The 17,310-nt window shown below is 46.7% G+C and carries 13 protein-coding genes and 1 riboswitch; of the genes, 8 read left to right on the forward strand and 5 right to left on the reverse strand.

The genetic code is table 11. The features are described from left to right. Positions 1-64: 64 nt before the first annotated feature. The 4 genes from VLX91_15085 to VLX91_15100 all read right to left on the reverse strand — a co-directional run bounded on the left by VLX91_15085 (position 65) and on the right by VLX91_15100 (position 4,977). The gene (locus tag VLX91_15085) at positions 65-589 is read right to left on the reverse strand and encodes a DUF6580 family putative transport protein (GenBank protein ID HUI31533.1); all 525 of its coding nucleotides are present in this window, start codon (positions 587-589) and stop codon (positions 65-67) included. 84 nt (positions 590-673) lie between these two features. After that, a complete protein-coding gene (locus VLX91_15090; GenBank protein HUI31534.1) occupies positions 674-2,593 on the reverse strand; it encodes a TonB-dependent receptor in 1,920 nt (639 codons plus the stop codon). Between the two features lie 132 nt (positions 2,594-2,725). Beyond that, positions 2,726-2,935, reverse strand: a riboswitch (cobalamin riboswitch). Positions 2,936-3,011: 76 nt separating this feature from the next. Then, on the reverse strand, positions 3,012-3,488 hold the full coding sequence (locus VLX91_15095; protein ID HUI31535.1) for a YbhB/YbcL family Raf kinase inhibitor-like protein: 477 nt from the start codon (positions 3,486-3,488) through the stop codon (positions 3,012-3,014). 262 nt (positions 3,489-3,750) lie between these two features. Further along, positions 3,751-4,977 (reverse strand): pyridoxal phosphate-dependent aminotransferase, encoded by a 1,227-nt coding sequence (locus VLX91_15100; protein ID HUI31536.1) that lies wholly within the window; start codon positions 4,975-4,977, stop codon positions 3,751-3,753. A gap of 161 nt (positions 4,978-5,138) precedes the next feature. On the opposite strand from VLX91_15100, the gene mnmE reads away from it, so the two are divergent. The 5 genes from mnmE to msrA all read left to right on the forward strand — a co-directional run bounded on the left by mnmE (position 5,139) and on the right by msrA (position 13,552). Next, positions 5,139-6,515: a tRNA uridine-5-carboxymethylaminomethyl(34) synthesis GTPase MnmE gene (gene mnmE, locus VLX91_15105; protein HUI31537.1), complete on the forward strand. Its 1,377-nt coding sequence runs from the start codon at positions 5,139-5,141 to the stop codon at positions 6,513-6,515. 116 nt (positions 6,516-6,631) lie between these two features. After that, positions 6,632-8,506: a tRNA uridine-5-carboxymethylaminomethyl(34) synthesis enzyme MnmG gene (gene mnmG / locus VLX91_15110; GenBank protein HUI31538.1), complete on the forward strand. Its 1,875-nt coding sequence runs from the start codon at positions 6,632-6,634 to the stop codon at positions 8,504-8,506. A 174-nt stretch (positions 8,507-8,680) separates the two neighbouring features. Continuing rightward, on the forward strand, positions 8,681-9,622 hold the full coding sequence (gene murQ / locus VLX91_15115) for an N-acetylmuramic acid 6-phosphate etherase (protein HUI31539.1): 942 nt from the start codon (positions 8,681-8,683) through the stop codon (positions 9,620-9,622). A 185-nt stretch (positions 9,623-9,807) separates the two neighbouring features. Further along, the gene (gene mfd, locus VLX91_15120) at positions 9,808-13,023 is read left to right on the forward strand and encodes a transcription-repair coupling factor (protein HUI31540.1); all 3,216 of its coding nucleotides are present in this window, start codon (positions 9,808-9,810) and stop codon (positions 13,021-13,023) included. Continuing rightward, a complete protein-coding gene (gene msrA, locus VLX91_15125) occupies positions 13,013-13,552 on the forward strand; it encodes a peptide-methionine (S)-S-oxide reductase MsrA (protein HUI31541.1) in 540 nt (179 codons plus the stop codon). The genes mfd and msrA overlap by 11 nt, the downstream gene beginning before the upstream one ends. A 47-nt stretch (positions 13,553-13,599) precedes the next feature. On the opposite strand, the gene VLX91_15130 is transcribed toward msrA, so the two are convergent. Next, positions 13,600-15,054: an alpha/beta fold hydrolase gene (locus tag VLX91_15130; protein HUI31542.1), complete on the reverse strand. Its 1,455-nt coding sequence runs from the start codon at positions 15,052-15,054 to the stop codon at positions 13,600-13,602. Between the two features lie 267 nt (positions 15,055-15,321). Between VLX91_15130 and VLX91_15135 the strand changes: the two genes are divergently transcribed. The 3 genes from VLX91_15135 to VLX91_15145 all read left to right on the forward strand — a co-directional run bounded on the left by VLX91_15135 (position 15,322) and on the right by VLX91_15145 (position 17,140). Then, positions 15,322-15,747: a DUF3795 domain-containing protein gene (locus VLX91_15135; GenBank protein ID HUI31543.1), complete on the forward strand. Its 426-nt coding sequence runs from the start codon at positions 15,322-15,324 to the stop codon at positions 15,745-15,747. A gap of 147 nt (positions 15,748-15,894) precedes the next feature. Beyond that, positions 15,895-16,308, forward strand: coding sequence for a hypothetical protein (locus VLX91_15140; protein HUI31544.1), 414 nt, complete (start codon positions 15,895-15,897; stop codon positions 16,306-16,308). A 478-nt stretch (positions 16,309-16,786) separates the two neighbouring features. After that, a complete protein-coding gene (locus tag VLX91_15145; protein HUI31545.1) occupies positions 16,787-17,140 on the forward strand; it encodes a TM2 domain-containing protein in 354 nt (117 codons plus the stop codon). Positions 17,141-17,310: the final 170 nt, after the last annotated feature.

Consider the following 17,310-nt stretch of genomic DNA (forward strand, 5'->3'; position numbering starts at 1 on the left):
TCATCTTTGAGTTGGGTCTCGATTAGACAAAAACGGGAGGAACTACACCTCCCGTTTTTCATATCTATTTACTTCCTTGTTGTATTTCCCTCGTCTTGAATACAAACCTATGTGCCGCTTCGTATGCGCCGAACATTAACGCGCTGTAGATCAAAGCGCTGTAAATCGTGTTGCCGATGAACGGTATCGCCATCACGTAGCACTCGACGAGTCCTGTAAAAGTTCTCGGATATATCGAGTTCGGAACGATCCAGACTCCGAAGTTGGTCAGTACGAAGAAAAGCGCCGCCCCCGCAAGAGAAAACCCGCCAATCTTAATCACCGACAGCTTGTTGTTCATTGTTAATCCGATTGCAACGATCAACAGCAGACTTCCGTATACAAATGCCATCGAGACCGGATTATAAAAACCGACAACAAGGTCGCTCACCAGCATCGCCGCGATGGGAACCAGGAATGCAAACCTCTTCTGCAGATATGCTCCCGCGAAAAGCGCGATCGAAATCACGGGCGTGAAATTAGGCGCGTGTGGAATGAGCCTTGAAAATGCAGCGAAGAGAACCAGGACGAGTGCAAATAGTATATTCATTGTTAACTCCAGCTTTTTAATTTAATCGAGAATCAGATCTCAGGTTTAGTCTAAACTTAATAACGGCGTTGTCATCAATCAAGTTTACTTACTTTGGTTGAATTGAATGCCGAGTTCGAGCCAGTATGTCCTCCCGGGTACCGGATATTCATATATCACTTCGTATCTGCGGTTGAAAAGATCGTCGACGGATATTTTAGGAAATAATTCCAGAGGGCCTGCTTCAATCCGGGCAGATGCTGAAGCGTAAGTTACAGCATAGGGCGGGAGCGAAGCGGTGTTATCGGAAGTATAGAACCGTCCACCAACATATCGGATCGCTGCCGTGAACGTAAAAATTCCGGGTGTCGCTTCCGCGACGAGCGAACTTTGCTGCTGCGGAATGTAGAGAAGCTGTTTTTTATAGGCTGCAGGATCGAGTGGATCTGAAACATCAAGTGATTTTCCAAAGAAATAATTTCCTTTCAAAGCAAATATAGAACTGTAACTAAAGCAGAGACTCAATTCGACTCCGCTTGATACAATCTCCTTAAGATTTTCCGGCGTCCAGGATGTATTTGTCAACTCCTGCCACACAATGCCGTCGCGAGTATCTATATGATAGTAATCTGCATCAAGATTGGCATAGAGCGGTGCCCGATTTCCTTCGAGCTCTGCGGCTGCTCCCAAATCAAAGTCTGTTGAACTCTCCGGTTTAAGGTTTTGATTGCCAAATTGATCGAAGATCGGATCGTAATAATAGAGCTCATTGAAAGTTGGAATTCTGAAGGAAGTCCCGATATTTGCACGCAAGTGTATGGGAATGTCCGCGAGAGGTTTGATGTTAATCCCGGCCTTTGGGTTAAACGTATTTCCGAACCGGGAGTAGCCATCATATCGTAACGCACCGAATAGCCGGGTCTCTATATCCAAGTCTTTCCTTAACTCATAGTCTCCGCTCGCGAAAGCTCCAATACGGTTTCTGTCTTTGATACTCGCCATCTTGTCGCTTTCACCTCGATCAAGTTCGGCATCGACACCCACTGCACCGGAAAATTTCGTATCCGAATAGGACAGCTGCGCGGCCGGCTGTGTCGATAATGTTTTGTAATAATCGTCTGTAGCGTAAGCAGGGTCAGTGTATTTGAGGTATGAATAAATGAAACCCGCGGAAGCAGAATAGTCGAAAGACCCGAAATTGCCTGCATTTTTGAGAACGGCCATGGTGTTCTCATCGGTTTCGCGTGAGGTTGTTTCAAATGTCGAATCGCTTATCGCGTACGGTGTTCCGCGGTCTGCGGAGACATTTTGGATCAAAAAAGATGTCATCCCAATTGACGAAGGAAGTGCAATCTTAAGTGATTGCATATCTTCAACATAGTCGCCACCCGTGTATCTCATTGGAAAATTTCTCGATCCACCGGTGAAAGTAAAATCGAAATCGTTCACTCCTCTTTTGCGCTGTACCATCAAATTAAATCTGGCGTCATTGATTCCTTCGCTCACCTCGGCATCCATCATTTGGTTTGCGTAGGACCCTCCTCCAAGATCAATTCTTACAAAGTTGTTGATTGGAGTTTTGCTTTGAAAATCTATGACTCCGCCGACCGCGTTAGCTCCGTATAATGCCGACGAACCGCCCTGAGAAATCTCGATTGATTGTAAATTACTTGAAGGCACAAGAAAGAGATCGAGCTGTCCGTTCTGGACATTATTCAAGCTTATGCCGTCAAATAGAAAAAGTGTTTGTTCGGCAGCCGTTCCCCTCAAGCTTACAGTACCGAGCTGTGCAGGCCCATTATCTTTTACGAATATGCCATCAACAAATGATAGCATGCTTTTCGTGTTGTCGAAACCGCTCCGTTGCATTTCATCGACGTCGACTTGTGTCACTCGAGATGGAGCGTCGATACTGTTGATTGGCGTGCGTGTCGCAGTTACAACCACTTCCGGCTGGGGATAGACTTGAGTGGTGTCCGTTTGATGCGAATAAAAAGTAAAATTAAGTAAGAATAGTACAAACATGTTTCCTCCACCGGTTCGCCGCGGCGAACCGGCAATAAAAAAGCCCGCTGGGAGGGCGGGCAAATAAAAAACTCATATCCTAACTTGTCTACGACAATTCGGGATTGAATTTAACCTCTCCCTCGAAGGTTGTTGATTCTAAAAAACTCTGGCAGGTCTCCTGGCTCACGGCGTTTTTTCCTTGCCTTCCCATCCGCATTCTTTTTCGAGAACTGGGGACAGTGACGAAGGAATTTTTCAATGCCGAATACAGTTGCGGGGCAGCTCCCGGTTTGAACGGGATTCCCTTTTAATACCAACACAAACACTTTGTGTCGGCAAACCAAAGCTTCAGTTTTATTAAAGAACGTGAGATGAAGTTAAGAGATTGCTTTCTCGAAAGCAAGAAAAAAATTTTACGAGACCCCGTGAATGAAGGTTACTTCCGCGAATATCTTCCCATCAATTGTGTCTGTGCCAAGATGTGTCCTTCCATGGCTTTGAGAAGCTGGGGCTTCGTGATCCCGGAAGAAAGTTTCAGCACTGCATCCAGCGCATAGAGTTTAAAGTAATAGCGATGCGTCCCACTGGGAGGGCTTGGACCATCGTAACCGATTTTGCGAGAATCATTTATGCCTTGTAGAGAGCCGTTTGTTAGAGAATCTTTCCTGGGAACGTTCTCGGATAGTCCGGTTGCTGCCGGCGGGATGTTGAATATTACCCAATGCACCCATGTTCCCATCGGAGCATCGGGATCGTCGGCAATCAGTGCAAAACTCTTCGCTTGAGCCGGGACTGATTCCCATTTAAGTGGTGGAGAAATATTCTGTCCATCGCCCGTATATTTCTGCGGAATCGTTTCCCCTTCCTTGAACGCGGTGCTCGTGATCGAGAAGCTTCCGGAGCTGGCTGTCATGGTATCCTCCTCATTTTGGTTTTCAGCCGACGGTGTTGTTTGTGGCGATTGGTTTTGGTCCTTTGTATTTCCGCAGCTCATCAAGAGAAAAACAATTAGAAACCACGCGGAATATTTTTCGATGTGCACGTTATGCAAATCTCCTTTCGGCTCTGGAAGTATTTTACAGCACAAAAAAGAACGTTGCAAGGTAAGTCAAGAGTAGGCATTAAGGGATCAAGAGCCGGGGTTTGAATCGTTTTTGCGGTACATTTCGCATCTTTCATTTGCGATTTTCTTGGACATAATTTTTCAGAAAATTTTCAATCGCATCGAATGCTCTTTCAAGTGTCTGCATGTCCGGCAGGAAGACGATCCTGAAATGGTCAGGATGAAACCAATTGAACCCCGTCCCCTGGACGACAAGGACATTTTCTCTTTTTAAGAGGTCGAAGGCGAATTTTTCGTCATCTTTTATTTGAAACTTCTTTGTGTCTATTCTGGGAAAAAAGTAAAATGTGCCCTGCGGCTTTGTGCAAGACAAACCAGGAATTCTATTGATGCGTTCATAACCGAAATCGCGCTGTGTTTTCAATCTACCGCCCTGAGCCGTGTGACTTCTGATCAGATTGTCCTTATCTAATGCGATAGGTATTGCATACTGGGCCGGGACGTTACTGCACAGTCGCATAGATGCCAGCATATTTACGCCTTCCAGATAATTTTCCGCCACCGAAAGGTTGCCGCTGAAAGTCATCCACCCAACCCTGTATCCGGTAATCAAGTGGGACTTTGAAAGTCCGTTTAATGTAACGCAGAGAATGTCATTTGTGAGGGAAGCGATTGAAGTATGACATGCGCCGTCATACAAAATCCTGTCGTAAATTTCATCGCTATAAATTATTAAACCGTGATTCGCCGCAAGTTCGACAATGCTGTTCAAGAGTTCTTTCGGATATACCGCACCGGTGGGGTTATTCGGGTTTATGACTACGATTCCCTTCGTCCGTTGTGAGATTTTCTTCTTTATGTCGGAAATATCTGGATACCAGCTTGAATCCTCATCGCATATGTAATGAACGGGTTTACCGCCGGCGAGAACGACCCCCGCAGTCCAGAGAGGATAATCGGGAGCAGGAATGAGAATCTCATCGCCGTTGTTCAAGAGGCCCTGCATCGCCATCACGATTAATTCGCTGACACCGTTTCCGATGAAAATATTTTCTACGTCAATCTTTCCTATTCCCTTTTTCGCGGAATAGATTGCGACTGCTTCTCTTGCCTCTATAAGTCCTTTCGAGTCGATGTAGCCTTCTGCTTTTGCGAGATTGGTGGCGATCTGTGCGACGACTTCATCCGGAGCCTTGAATCCAAACGGAGCTGGGTTGCCGATGTTCAACTTGAGGATTTTTTCGCCCGTGTCTTCCAATCTCTTAGCTTCATCGAGGACTGGTCCGCGTATATCATAACAAACGTTATCAAGCTTTGTTGATTTTTTCAGAGGATGCATGGATTTTTTTATTTTTAAGATCGAACTAAACAGGGAAATAAACAAGAAAATTGTTGGAAATTTGTCGGAGGAACTTGATCTTTGCAAGAGTTATATTTGGTGGAGGAGCGTTTGATTGAGCATTCTTTAATGGAGGAAATGCAAAGTTGCGAACCTATAAGATGACAGAGAATAATCCGGCAATATCTGCCATTGCGACACCGATCGGCGTAGGTGGAATAAGCGTAGTAAGAATTTCGGGCGAGGGTTCGTTCGCCATCGCGGATAAAATATTCCTTGGCAAGTCAAAACTGAACGAGGCTCCATCCCATACTGCCCACTTCGGGAAAATAGTTGATCATAACGGCGGTTTTGTAGATGAGGTGGTCGCGGTAGTGTACAGAAAGCCGAACAGCTACACCTGTGAGGACATAGTTGAGATCAGTTGCCACGGTGGATACCTTGTAACACAAAAAGTCCTTCAGCAAACGATCGATGCGGGTGCCCGCTTGGCAGAGCCGGGTGAATTTACGAAGCGCGCATTCTTGAACGGTAGAATAGATCTTTCTCAAGCGGAAGCGATTGGAGACCTGATTCATTCTCAAAGTGAGGCTGCATATCGCAGTTCGCTTAGGCAGCTCTCCGGCGACTTGTCTTGGAAAATCAAGTCAATCAGCGACGAGTTATTGAATTTGGCATCGCTCCTTGAACTTGAGTTGGATTTTTCGGAAGAGGATGTTGAATTCGCAAATCGTAAGTCGTTGGAGGATAGACTGCAAAAGGCAATTAATGTTGTTGACGAGCTCCTGTCAAGTTACGAGGTCGGGAGGATTTACCGGGAAGGTGTTCGTGTAGCCATCGCGGGTAAACCCAATGCTGGAAAGTCCAGTCTACTTAACGCGCTTCTTCAGGAGAACCGTGCAATCGTGAGTGAGACACCCGGAACGACTAGGGATACGATTTCAGAGAGCGTGTCGATAAATGGGATACTGTTTCGGTTGACCGATACCGCTGGCCTGAGGGAAGCGATGGATAACATTGAGCGTGAGGGCGTGGATAGAGCGCGAAAAGAAGCCGAGCAATCGGATGTGGTGCTACTAGTGATTGATTGCGAATCGCATGATTATAACGGCAGTGAACCCTCATACAAGGAACTTGCAGATGCCTGCACACGCAGGAATGTAAAGCTTATCAAAGTCTGGAATAAGATTGATATCTATAAAGGGACGGCCCCTCGAAAACAAGAAGATGGATTTTTTGTTTCGGCTTTGTGTGGAGATGGAATTGATTTCCTCAAAGATGGGTTATTTAAGATAGCACTCGGTCAGCAGATGAACGAAAGTTCAGTTGTCGTTACAAATACTCGCCATCGAGATTTGCTTTCGAGAGCTCAGCGAAACTTAAGGCTCGCTTTGGAAACCCTGAAAAGCGGCAAGTCAGGTGAATTCGTTGCTTTGGATCTCAGAGGTGGTTTGAATGCCCTTGGAGAGATTACTGGCGAAATTACAACAAACGATGTATTGAACAATATTTTTTCGAAATTTTGCATAGGGAAGTGACTGTTTCACGTGAAACAAATAGGAGTTCAAATTGGGTGAAGGGAATAGAGAGACTCGATCAGCGATTGTGGATGGTGACTTCAATGAATTTGACCGGGAGTTGTTGATTTTTTGAAATGAACAACGGGAGATATGACATAATTGTAGTTGGAGGCGGACACGCTGGAGTTGAGGCGTCGCTTGCTGCGGCGAGAATGGGATGCTCTGTCCTACTGTTGACGATGGACATAGCCGCGATTGGGCGGATGTCGTGTAACCCGGCAATAGGCGGAACGGCCAAGGGAAACTTGGTACGTGAAATTGATGCGCTTGGCGGCGAAATGGCCAAGATTGCTGATAAGACGGGAATTCAGTTCAGGATGTTAAACAAATCCAAGGGACCAGCCGTATGGTCACCCCGCTCACAGAATGACAGGGAATCTTATTCCATCGAAGCGCGAAAGCATGTTGAGTCCCAGGAGAACATACACATTCTCCAAGACATGGTCACGGAAGTCTTGGTTGAGGATGGAGCGATTATCGGAATCAAAACTTCAACAGGTGTAGGGATCGGTTGTAAGGGATTGGTGATTTCTTCTGGAACCTTTCTAAATGCCATCATGCACACGGGACTAAGGAGCCGCACAGGCGGACGATTTAACGAACCTCCGGCAGTTGGCTTAACAGCATCACTTGAAAAGCTTGGCTTTGTAAGCGGACGACTGAAGACCGGTACGCCTCCAAGAGTGGACAGCAGAACCATCGATTACAGCAAATGCGAGGAACAACCCGGGGACACCAATCCTGAGCCGTTCTCATTTCAGACCGAGGACCTGGCGAAAGACCAGATTAGTTGCTTCTTAACTTATACTAATCATCATACGCATGAGGTCCTCAAGACCGGCTTCGACGAGTCGCCGATGTTTACTGGATTGATAAAGGGAATAGGTCCGCGTTATTGTCCCTCCATAGAGGATAAGATAGTGAGATTTGCTGATAAGGAACGACACCAGATATTTCTTGAGCCTGAGGGCCGCAACACGAACGTGGTTTATGTCAATGGTTTTTCGACGAGCCTTCCGGCAGAAATTCAATACGAAGCGATGAGAACCGTTCCAGGACTCGAGTCGGTAAAGATGTTGCGGCCGGGCTATGCGGTGGAGTATGATTTCTTCCCGCCTCACCAGGTGAAGTTGACGCTCGAGACCCATACCGTCAGAGGCTTGTTCTTTGCTGGACAAATTAACGGGACCTCGGGATACGAAGAGGCTGGTGGGCAGGGAATTGTTGCCGGAATAAACGCGGCACTGAGAGCAAAGGGAGACGACCCGTTTGTTTTGAAAAGGTCCGAAGCTTACATCGGCGTTATGATCGACGATCTTGTGAACAAAGGGACGGATGAGCCGTATCGAATGTTCACATCGCGGGCCGAATACAGATTGATGCTCCGACAGGATAACGCCGACCGGAGGCTCATGAAGTACGGACACATATTTGGTTTGATTCCTGATGCTGTTTATGATTCGTTGGTCGAAAAGGAAAAACTTATTCGAATACTGTCGGATTACGTGGACCAGAAAAGTGTACCGCCATATGCGGTGAACTCATACCTTGAGTCGATAAACTCAACTCCTCTGTCGGAGAGCGAGAAACTCTCCAGCCTTGTGAAAAGACAAAATGTAAATCTATCTGATATGCTTGGACTCGATTTCTTCCGCTCGGATTCTTTACCTATCGAAGCCTCAACTCGAAAAGATGTTGTTCGACAAGTTGAGATAGAGACAAAATACGAGGGATACATTAAGAGACAGTTTGAAGAGATCGAGAGATTTGAGAAGATCGAATCTATGGAGGTACCGGAAGGGTTCGATTTCAAGAGAGTAAAGTCCTTATCCAGAGAGGCAACGGAGAAACTCGTTAAGGTTAAGCCGCGATCAATCGGTCAGGCAAGTAGAATCTCTGGAGTTTCACCCGCAGACATTTCAGTTTTGATGGTATACATGCGAGGCTGAAGCAAGTCGCCTCATTTTCCCCTTGAGTGTTTCACGTGAAACAGAGTAGAGAAACGGCCGGCTGAAAGATCGAAATAGACTTGACTTTCATGGACAAAAATGAATCTGGTGAAAATCAATCCCACGCCGTTAGACGTGTGATATTGAGAGAAACATTGCAATTGAGGTATTTAAATGACAGGTCAAAAAATTTTGTTCGAGCAACTCAAGACGCTCATTACTGAAGCCCGAAATCCGGCATCTATGGACATCGACTCGAAAAGCACATTCGAAATTCTGAAGGTCATTAATGATGAAGACAAGAAAGTTGCGTTCGCCATTGAACAAGAGCTTCCTTACATCGCCGATGCTGTTGATATCGTGGTGCATGCTCTGAAGGAGGGCGGCAGACTTTTTTATGTGGGAGCCGGCACGAGCGGGCGTATCGGCGTTCAAGATGCTGCCGAATGTCCGCCGACATTCGGAACAGATCCGGAGATGATTCAGGGAATGATTGCAGGTGGAAAACCCGCCATGTTCAAGGCTCAAGAGGGTGCCGAGGATCATGAAGAGAACGGTGCATGCGATATCGTGGCACACGGCGTCGCCGAAAGAGATGTGGTGTGCGGAATAGCGGCAAGTCGCCGTACACCTTATGTCATAGGCGCAGTCAGGAAAGCTCGCGAACTTGGCGCGAAGACGATTTTTGTCACGTCAAACCCTCGCTCGCAGTTTAACCTAGACGCCGATGTTGCAATTTGTCCTGAAGTCGGTCCTGAAATTATTATGGGTTCGACAAGAATGAAATCCGCCACTGCACAAAAAATGATTTTGAACATGCTCACAACTGCCGTTATGATAAAGCTGGGAAAGGTGTATGAGAACATGATGGTCGACCTCCAGATGACGAACAACAAACTCGAGGAGAGATCGAAACGGATCCTCATGACGATAACCGGACTTGATTATGAGAGGGCCGAGCGGGTTTTGAAAAGTGCAGCCGGGCATGTGAAAACGGCCGTGGTGATGGTCCGGGCGAATGTGGAAGCAAAAGAGGCGCGCAGGAGACTCGCAAAGTCGGATGGATTTGTCAGACTTGCGATAGGAAGCAAATTTGGAAAAGACAAAAACCACTAGAGGAACAGTCAACATCCCGCTCAACAAGTTTGTTTATGGATATCGGAGTGGCGTGCCTCTGATTCGAGCAATTCCAGTGCATACACACAACGTATCCGAAAACTCACACCAGATATATTAATTTATTCAGTGGTGGATTGTGAAAACGAACGCGAAAGAAAAATTTCTTATTTCATTCCTGTGCCATGATTCTTTCTGAAGAACTAAATCGACTCGATACCATAAAGAAAACAATGAACGTGACGGTCGATTCGAGGACGCTGAGCCTTCACTCGACAAGTATTCCATTTGTGGCATATATTATTTCTTTACTCGCTAAGAATGAATCGGCACTCCTCGTTATCAATGACTCCGATGTCAGCGAGAGAATTCAATCGGACGTAACGCTCTTTTCTGGACTTGCTCCTGTAGAACTAATCTCAGAAGAACAACCCAATCTCGCCGGCCTGTTTGCGCTTTATTCGGGGAGTAAGAATCTGTACATCTGCGATTACCAAAGCATTTTCAAAAATATGCCGGCACGCATTTCACTTCAACAAACTGCCGTTATAATCCACACAAATTCTGAAACCGATCACGACGATCTTATCAGCAAGCTCTCAAGATATGGATACCAAAAGAAGGATTACGTTGAGGAGGTCGGTGACTATGCAAGGCGCGGAAGCATTGTTGACATTTTTCCAGAGTCCAGTGAGCATCCGATCAGGATAGATTTCTTCGGCGACAACGTGGAATCGATGAGAGTTTTCGATCTGATAACACAGCGCTCCATTGAGAACATTGACGCGTTCACACTTCTTCCCTATGCCGATTCGGACAGACAGACACTGCCATTCGTGGATCAAATTCCGCAAGGCACAAGAATAATCTTATATGAACCATCCTTAATCCCCCGGGGATTACTCGTCGGTCTCAATAAATTTGTCAGAAAGGTATCTGATAACACGAGTCTAATTTACTGGAGAGTAACCGAGCGTAACCAGAACGACTTCGTCGTCAACGTGATTCCACAGCCGACGTTCAACGGTAAACTTCAGTTGGCAGCAAACAAAATCGCCGAACTTTTCTCCGACGGATATAAAATCATAGTTGCGTCCAGCACGAAGCATCTTGAAGAAAATTTCCTGAATTTGCTCAGCGAGTATGACGAGTTAAATGGAACGATGTTGAAGGAGGAGGTAAAGGTCATACAAGCGTCGCTGTCCAACGGTTTCATATTGCCGGACGATAAATTCGCTCTTTTTACTGAGCATGAAATATTCGGCAGGCGTTCCCCCCTTATCTCGCGGAAAGAAAAAGCAAAGAAGTTTATCGGGCTCTTGCGGAGAGATTTGAACTCTCTCAGGACCGGTGATTACGTAGTCCATGAAGGTTACGGAATCGGGAAATTCATCGGCATGGAGAAGTTGAAAATAATCGACAGTTTCCAAGAATGCGTGAAAATCGAGTACGCAGAAGGCGATATGCTTTATGTGAACATCGATTACATTGGCAGGCTTCAACGATATGCTTCCGAAGATGGATTCAAGCCCAAACTTTCGAAACTGGGGAGTTCCGAATGGCAGATGATGAAAATCCGCGCAAAGGGGAAGCTTAAAGACATTGCGAAAGATCTCATTAAGCTCTACGCGGAACGAAAAAAATCGAAGGGTTTTTCATTTCAAAGAGACAGCATCTGGCAGCATGAGCTTGAAGCCTCGTTTGTTTATGAAGACACAACCGATCAGGTTCGTGCAACCGCAGAAATAAAAAATGATATGGAACGCGAAAGCCCTATGGATAGACTCCTTTGCGGAGATGTCGGTTTCGGAAAGACTGAAGTAGCAGTTCGCACCGCCTTCAAGGCAGTCATGAGCGGGAAGCAGGTCGCCGTGCTTGTTCCAACCACTATTCTTGCCGAGCAGCATTTCAACACATTTCGAGACCGCCTCTCCAACTACGCCACAAAAGTGGAAGTCCTGTCGCGTTTCAAAAAAAAATCCGAGCAGAAAACGATTCTTGACAGTTTGAAGAATGGATCGGTGGATATTATCATTGGCACGCACAGGCTCCTTTCGAGCGATGTCGTGTTCCACGATCTCGGGCTCCTTATCATAGATGAGGAACACCGATTCGGCGTCCAGGCGAAAGAAAAAATACGGCAATTCAAGGCAAATGTCGACACACTCTACATGACGGCAACTCCGATTCCGCGGACGCTCTATATGTCATTGTCTTCTGCTATGGATATATCGGTTTTGCAGACCCCCCCCGCGAACAGACTCCCGATAGATACCTATGTTGTAGGCTTTGACGGAAAACTCCTTCAGTCGGTAATCGAGCGTGAGCTGCACCGGGGCGGCCAGGTCTATGTAGTCAGCGATACTATTAAGGACCTTGGCAAGCTTGCAGACTTTGTACATCGCCGCGCGGCCTCTGCAAAAGCCGGAGTCATTCACGGAAAAATGAAAGCGGCGGAGATCGAGCGCACCATGATACAGTTTCTTGAAAAGAAGCTGAACGTACTCATTGCAACGAAGATAATCGAATCGGGAATCGATATTCCGTCGGTCAACACACTGATCGTGAACAATGCCGACAGGTTTGGACTCGCCGAACTCTACCAGCTTCGAGGAAGGATCGGCCGTTCAAACATTCAGGCATACGCTTATCTGATTGCAAAAGAGTTCTCGAATCTTACGCGGGATGCCGTACGCAGGCTCACCGCGATCGAGGAGTTTACCGAGTTGGGTTCCGGCTTCAACCTTGCAATGCGTGACCTCGAGATACGCGGGGCAGGAAATCTCCTCGGCAAAGAGCAAAGCGGCTTCATTAACAATATGGGGCTTGATATGTACAACAAAGTTCTTGAGGAGGCGGTTGCAGAGGCAAAGTTCGAAGAAAACCTGACTGAACAGTTGGACATCCTTACGCGAAGAAAAATCGAGCCGCGGGTTACTGTCGATGTCGACGCCTTTATTCCGGACGACTATATCCCTCTCGACGCAGAAAGATTCGATTTCTACAAGCGGCTTTCGCGTGCGACCACAACCCCGGAAATTGACGACATAAGGGGAGAAATTGTGGACAGGTTCGGCAAGATTCCTGATCCGGCAGAAAACCTTTTGAGGGTAATAAAACTCAAGATAAAGCTCGAACCCCTGCGGATTCCAAAACTCGAGATGCGTGGATCCGTCGTGAAGCTGCAGTTGCCTTCTGACGATCAAGAATTCTATAAGGAGATTTTCCCGTCGATGATGAACTCGCTCGACAGGATAAAAGACATAAAACATGGTATTGCACGGGAGAAATCACTGGCGAATCTGGAAATCACGTTCACATCTACCATGGCACAAAATGACGCGGAGAAAGTCGAGAGATTAGAAAGACTTATCGAGGTGATAAAGATAAATGAACAATAAAGAAGTCGCGACGCTCGGTGGCGGATGCTTTTGGTGCACTGAGGCCATATTCGATAATCTAAAAGGCGTAACCAGCGTTGAGTCCGGCTATTCCGGAGGAACGACAGCAAACCCAAGCTACGAGCAGGTTTGCACGGGAAAGACCGGACACGCGGAGGTCGTCCAGGTCACGTTCGATCCGCAAATTATTTCTTATGAGGACATCTTGCGAATCTTCTTTACGGTCCACGATCCGACAACTCTGAATCGTCAGGGCAACGATGTGGGGACGCAGTATCGTTCGGTGATTTTCTATCATGATGAAAATCAAAAGCAGATTGCGCTGGAGGTGATAAAAGAAACTCAATCACGAAAAATCTGGGATGATCCCTTCGTGACTGAACTTTCACCGTTCGCAGCATTCTATGAGGCGGAAAGTTATCATCAGGAATATTTCGCGAACAATCCGAACCAAGGGTACTGCCGCGCCATAGTTGCACCGAAGGTAGCAAAATTTAAAAAAATGTATTACGATAGACTGAAGAAATAGAAGCAAGAGGCTGGAAATGACGGGTCGGAGTTCTTGCTTCTCGCGTCTTATTTTTTCTCCATTCTTCTTAGGATCCAGTCACCCATCACGGTCAGCGCTTCTGGAGAAAAAGTCTCTTCTATCTGCGCGTACTCGTTCGGCGAGCCTGTCTTCGCATCCTGGAACAGGTGGTTCAAACCCGGCATGAGCTTGATTGTGTAATCCGCGTTGCCGCCTTTCTTCAATGCTTTCTCAATTTCCTCCAGGTTCTCCTCTGGAGAAACCTGCAAGTCCAGCGTGCCATCCATTGCGAGAACAGGACATCTCACCTTCTCGAGTTCGCTTCTCGGATCATAGAAAATGAAAGAGCGGAACCACGGAGAAAGCAAGAACCCGACCTTTCCGTCAATCTCCTTTTCGTGATCACCGTCTCTTTGAATTTCACTGCCGGACAATTCAGGCATGGTGGTTCTCAGATATTCCTTTAGACTGTCGGCTATCGTGGCACTGTCACTCGATGATCTCATTATCCGATATTCATTTTCATCCTGGTTAATTTCCCTGTCAATATCCCCATCCGGCACGCCTTCCGATTTCTCGAGAACTCTTTTTTGTTCGGTTAAAACCTCATCGCTTCTCTCGCCGGTTCCTGCAAGCAGGACGACGAACGAAACGTCTTTCGATTGCGAGGCGACTATGGGTGCGATCATTCCGCCTTCACTGTGGCCGATGATTCCGATTTTGTTTGGGTTTATGTCGCCGCGGTTCTTAAGATACTCGATCTCGGCGATAACATCTTTTGCGTGGTCCACAGATGTGGATTGCATTTTGTTCCCGGTTGAGCCGCCGATTCCACGATCGTCCACCCTGAGTACGGCGATTCCTCTCCTCGTCAGATAATCCGCAATGACCAGGAACGGCTTGTGCTCGAAGACTTCTTCGTTTCGGTCGTGCATTCCCGATCCGGTAATCAGAATCGCGGCGGGAAACGGACCTCCTGAATCGGGAATCGTTACGGTTCCTGAGTACTTCATTCCGGTGGTCTTGCTTTCAAACGACACTTCTTCTGATTCATAAGGATAAGGCGGCTTCGGCTCCTGAGGCCTGTTGTATTTTATTTCCACGGTCGTGCGGATCATGGACAGCGGCAAGCTGGCCCCACTTTGGATCCATTTTCCGTCGATTGACGACCTGTCTGCCGAAAGTTTGCCGTCATATTCGCTGCCGATCGAGGTCATGAACAATTTTACCGAATCCATGTCGAGAATCACACTGCTGACGGCTATTCCCCTCGCTCCCTGGTCGGGGCTATCGAGCGAGGCGGTCCATGAGCCGCTGTCGCTTTTTGCGATATGAAAGATAATTCTTATTTTGCTCTCTCCGATTGCGAGGGATCCCTGCCACATTCCTACAATTGAGGAGTCCGGCTTTGTCTGACAGACAGATATTGAATGATCTGAAATTATGCAGATACCCATCAGCGACAAAGCATACATTAGTTTTCTTGTAAAATCGCGCGACATTTTACCTCCAATTTGTTTGTGTAACAAAAAATACGGCGCGAAGGATCAAAGGTTGCGATTGTACCGTGGATTCTTTCAATGTTGAGGACGGAATATATCCGTATCTCCTGCCAATTTGAATCTGCCAATGACAATTTTCTTGATGCACTGGCAATCACCGAACGATCGCCCGACAGACCAGCACAAAGTCACCGGAAACATCATGCGTTGCAAAATTACAACCGAAAGGCGAAATTAATCCTATGAACGACAAAGGAGGCTGAGAAAATGGCTGAAATTATTTCACGATGTGGCTTTCGCTGCGATCAATGTCCGGCCTTTAAGGGAAATAACAACACGCCTGCTGATCAGATAAAAACCGCCGCCGGCTGGTCGAGATTCTTTGGACTCAAAATGTCTCCTGACAAGATCATCTGTAATGGCTGTCTCTCTAATGAATGTGTCGGGCATGACCTGCCTGATAGCGAGTGCCCGATAAAACCGTGTGTTCTCGAACGCGGGATGAATACTTGCGCCGATTGTTTTGATTATCCATGCGAAAAATTAATGGAGAGAATAAGAGGCGTCGATGAGGTCATTTCCAAGTTCAAAGGCAAGATCTCACAAGAAGAATACGACACTTTCATAGCGCCTTATGATTCTCGCAAAACCCTAGACGAGATCCGGGACCGTCGAGTAGATCGAATCGATTAAAGTTCGTTTTTGTTATCACATTTTTCTTGAATCTTCAGGATATCGGTTCTACCTTGTAAAGTTGCTGGCTGATTTTCTGCGATTTATCCAATTGCGCCAGATTTCGTTTGAGGAGTCGATCATAAACCGAACTTGGAGGAGACAAGCGTGAACTGGAAACTTATTTTCTTGCTCAGCCTTTTTGGTATCGCCATGGCCTTCGCCGGAGTATTTGGGATATCCGGAAGAGTGCAGACACTTATCTGGCTCATCATCCTTATTTTCTACGCGGTCGTGATTGTCCGGCAGACAACCGGCAGATATTTTCTACATGCGTTTACCGTCAGCGTAGTAAACGGCATTTGGATCGGCATCATTCAGGCCGCTTTCATTTCAGCCTACTTGCGTAACCACCATATCATAAAAGGGATTTATAAGATGATGCCGCTGATCAGCCATCGCCGAGTATTGATGGTCATTATGGGACTGCTGACCGGAGCAATCATGGGACTCATTGCCGGACTGATCGCGTTTGCCGCCGGGAAGATAATGAAGAAGACGGAGCCGCCCTCTCAATCTTGAATTTAGCAATCACGCGCGAGTAACGTTGAATAAGCAATCTACGTAGAATTATTGGAAAGCTGGATTAGCGGAGTGTGTACGATTCCATGAAAAATGTTGCCATTTCAAAAACCAACTTCCGCGAGAAGTTGCGAATAAATCAGTCAGCGTTCGCGGCATGGAGAGAATTCAAGCGTGTATTTTCATTTACGGGTATCGAACCGATCGTGTGGTCTTTCGCCTTCGTCTTTTTTGCAATTCACAATCCGTATACCCAGAGTGAATTTTCAATTTGTCCTTTGAAGATTCTGGGTTTTCACTATTGTCCTGGCTGCGGGCTCGGAAGATCCATTTCGTTTCTTCTTCATGGCGACCCCGTCGAGTCGTTCCGGACTCACGTCCTTGGTATCCCTGCAACTATCACTCTGCTTATCCGTACGTTGACCTTGTTAGGTAAATCAATAAAAAGGAATAGACAACTCAATTTAAAGGAGTCACCATGGCAAACATTCTACAGTTAATGCCGATGCTTGAAGGCGAGGAATTGGTTTATGTCCAGGGAATTATCAAAGACATGACCGACAGCCAAGCGCAGCAGTTTGCAAATATTTATAATGTTCGGCGAAAAGATCCTCAGACGATTCTTCTCGTAACTCTGATAGGATTTCTCGGCGTCGCAGGTATACAGCGTTTCCTCACGAACCAGATAGGAATGGGTCTGCTGTATTTGTTCACCGGAGGGTTGTGCGTCATCGGAACCATAGTCGATCTCGTGAGTTATCGAAGGATTGCTTTTGAGTGTAATTACGGCGTCGCACAGGAAATCGCCGTTATGGTGAAGGCGTCCAGTTGAGTTCGTAATTCACAAGCTGAACTGAACTGAGCTAAAGGGCAAATTGGAGGTAGACGTTCGAGTGTCCGGTGGAGTTCGACGACCTTAACTCCCAACCTTGATTCTTGGCGGTTCTGAAACTATATTTTTCGGCTGGATCCCTTTCCTGAAGGGACTCCTTTGGAGCGGGA

The organism is Candidatus Acidiferrales bacterium, assembly GCA_035515795.1.
Lineage (GTDB): Bacteria > Bacteroidota > Ignavibacteria > Kryptoniales > JAKASW01 > JAKASW01.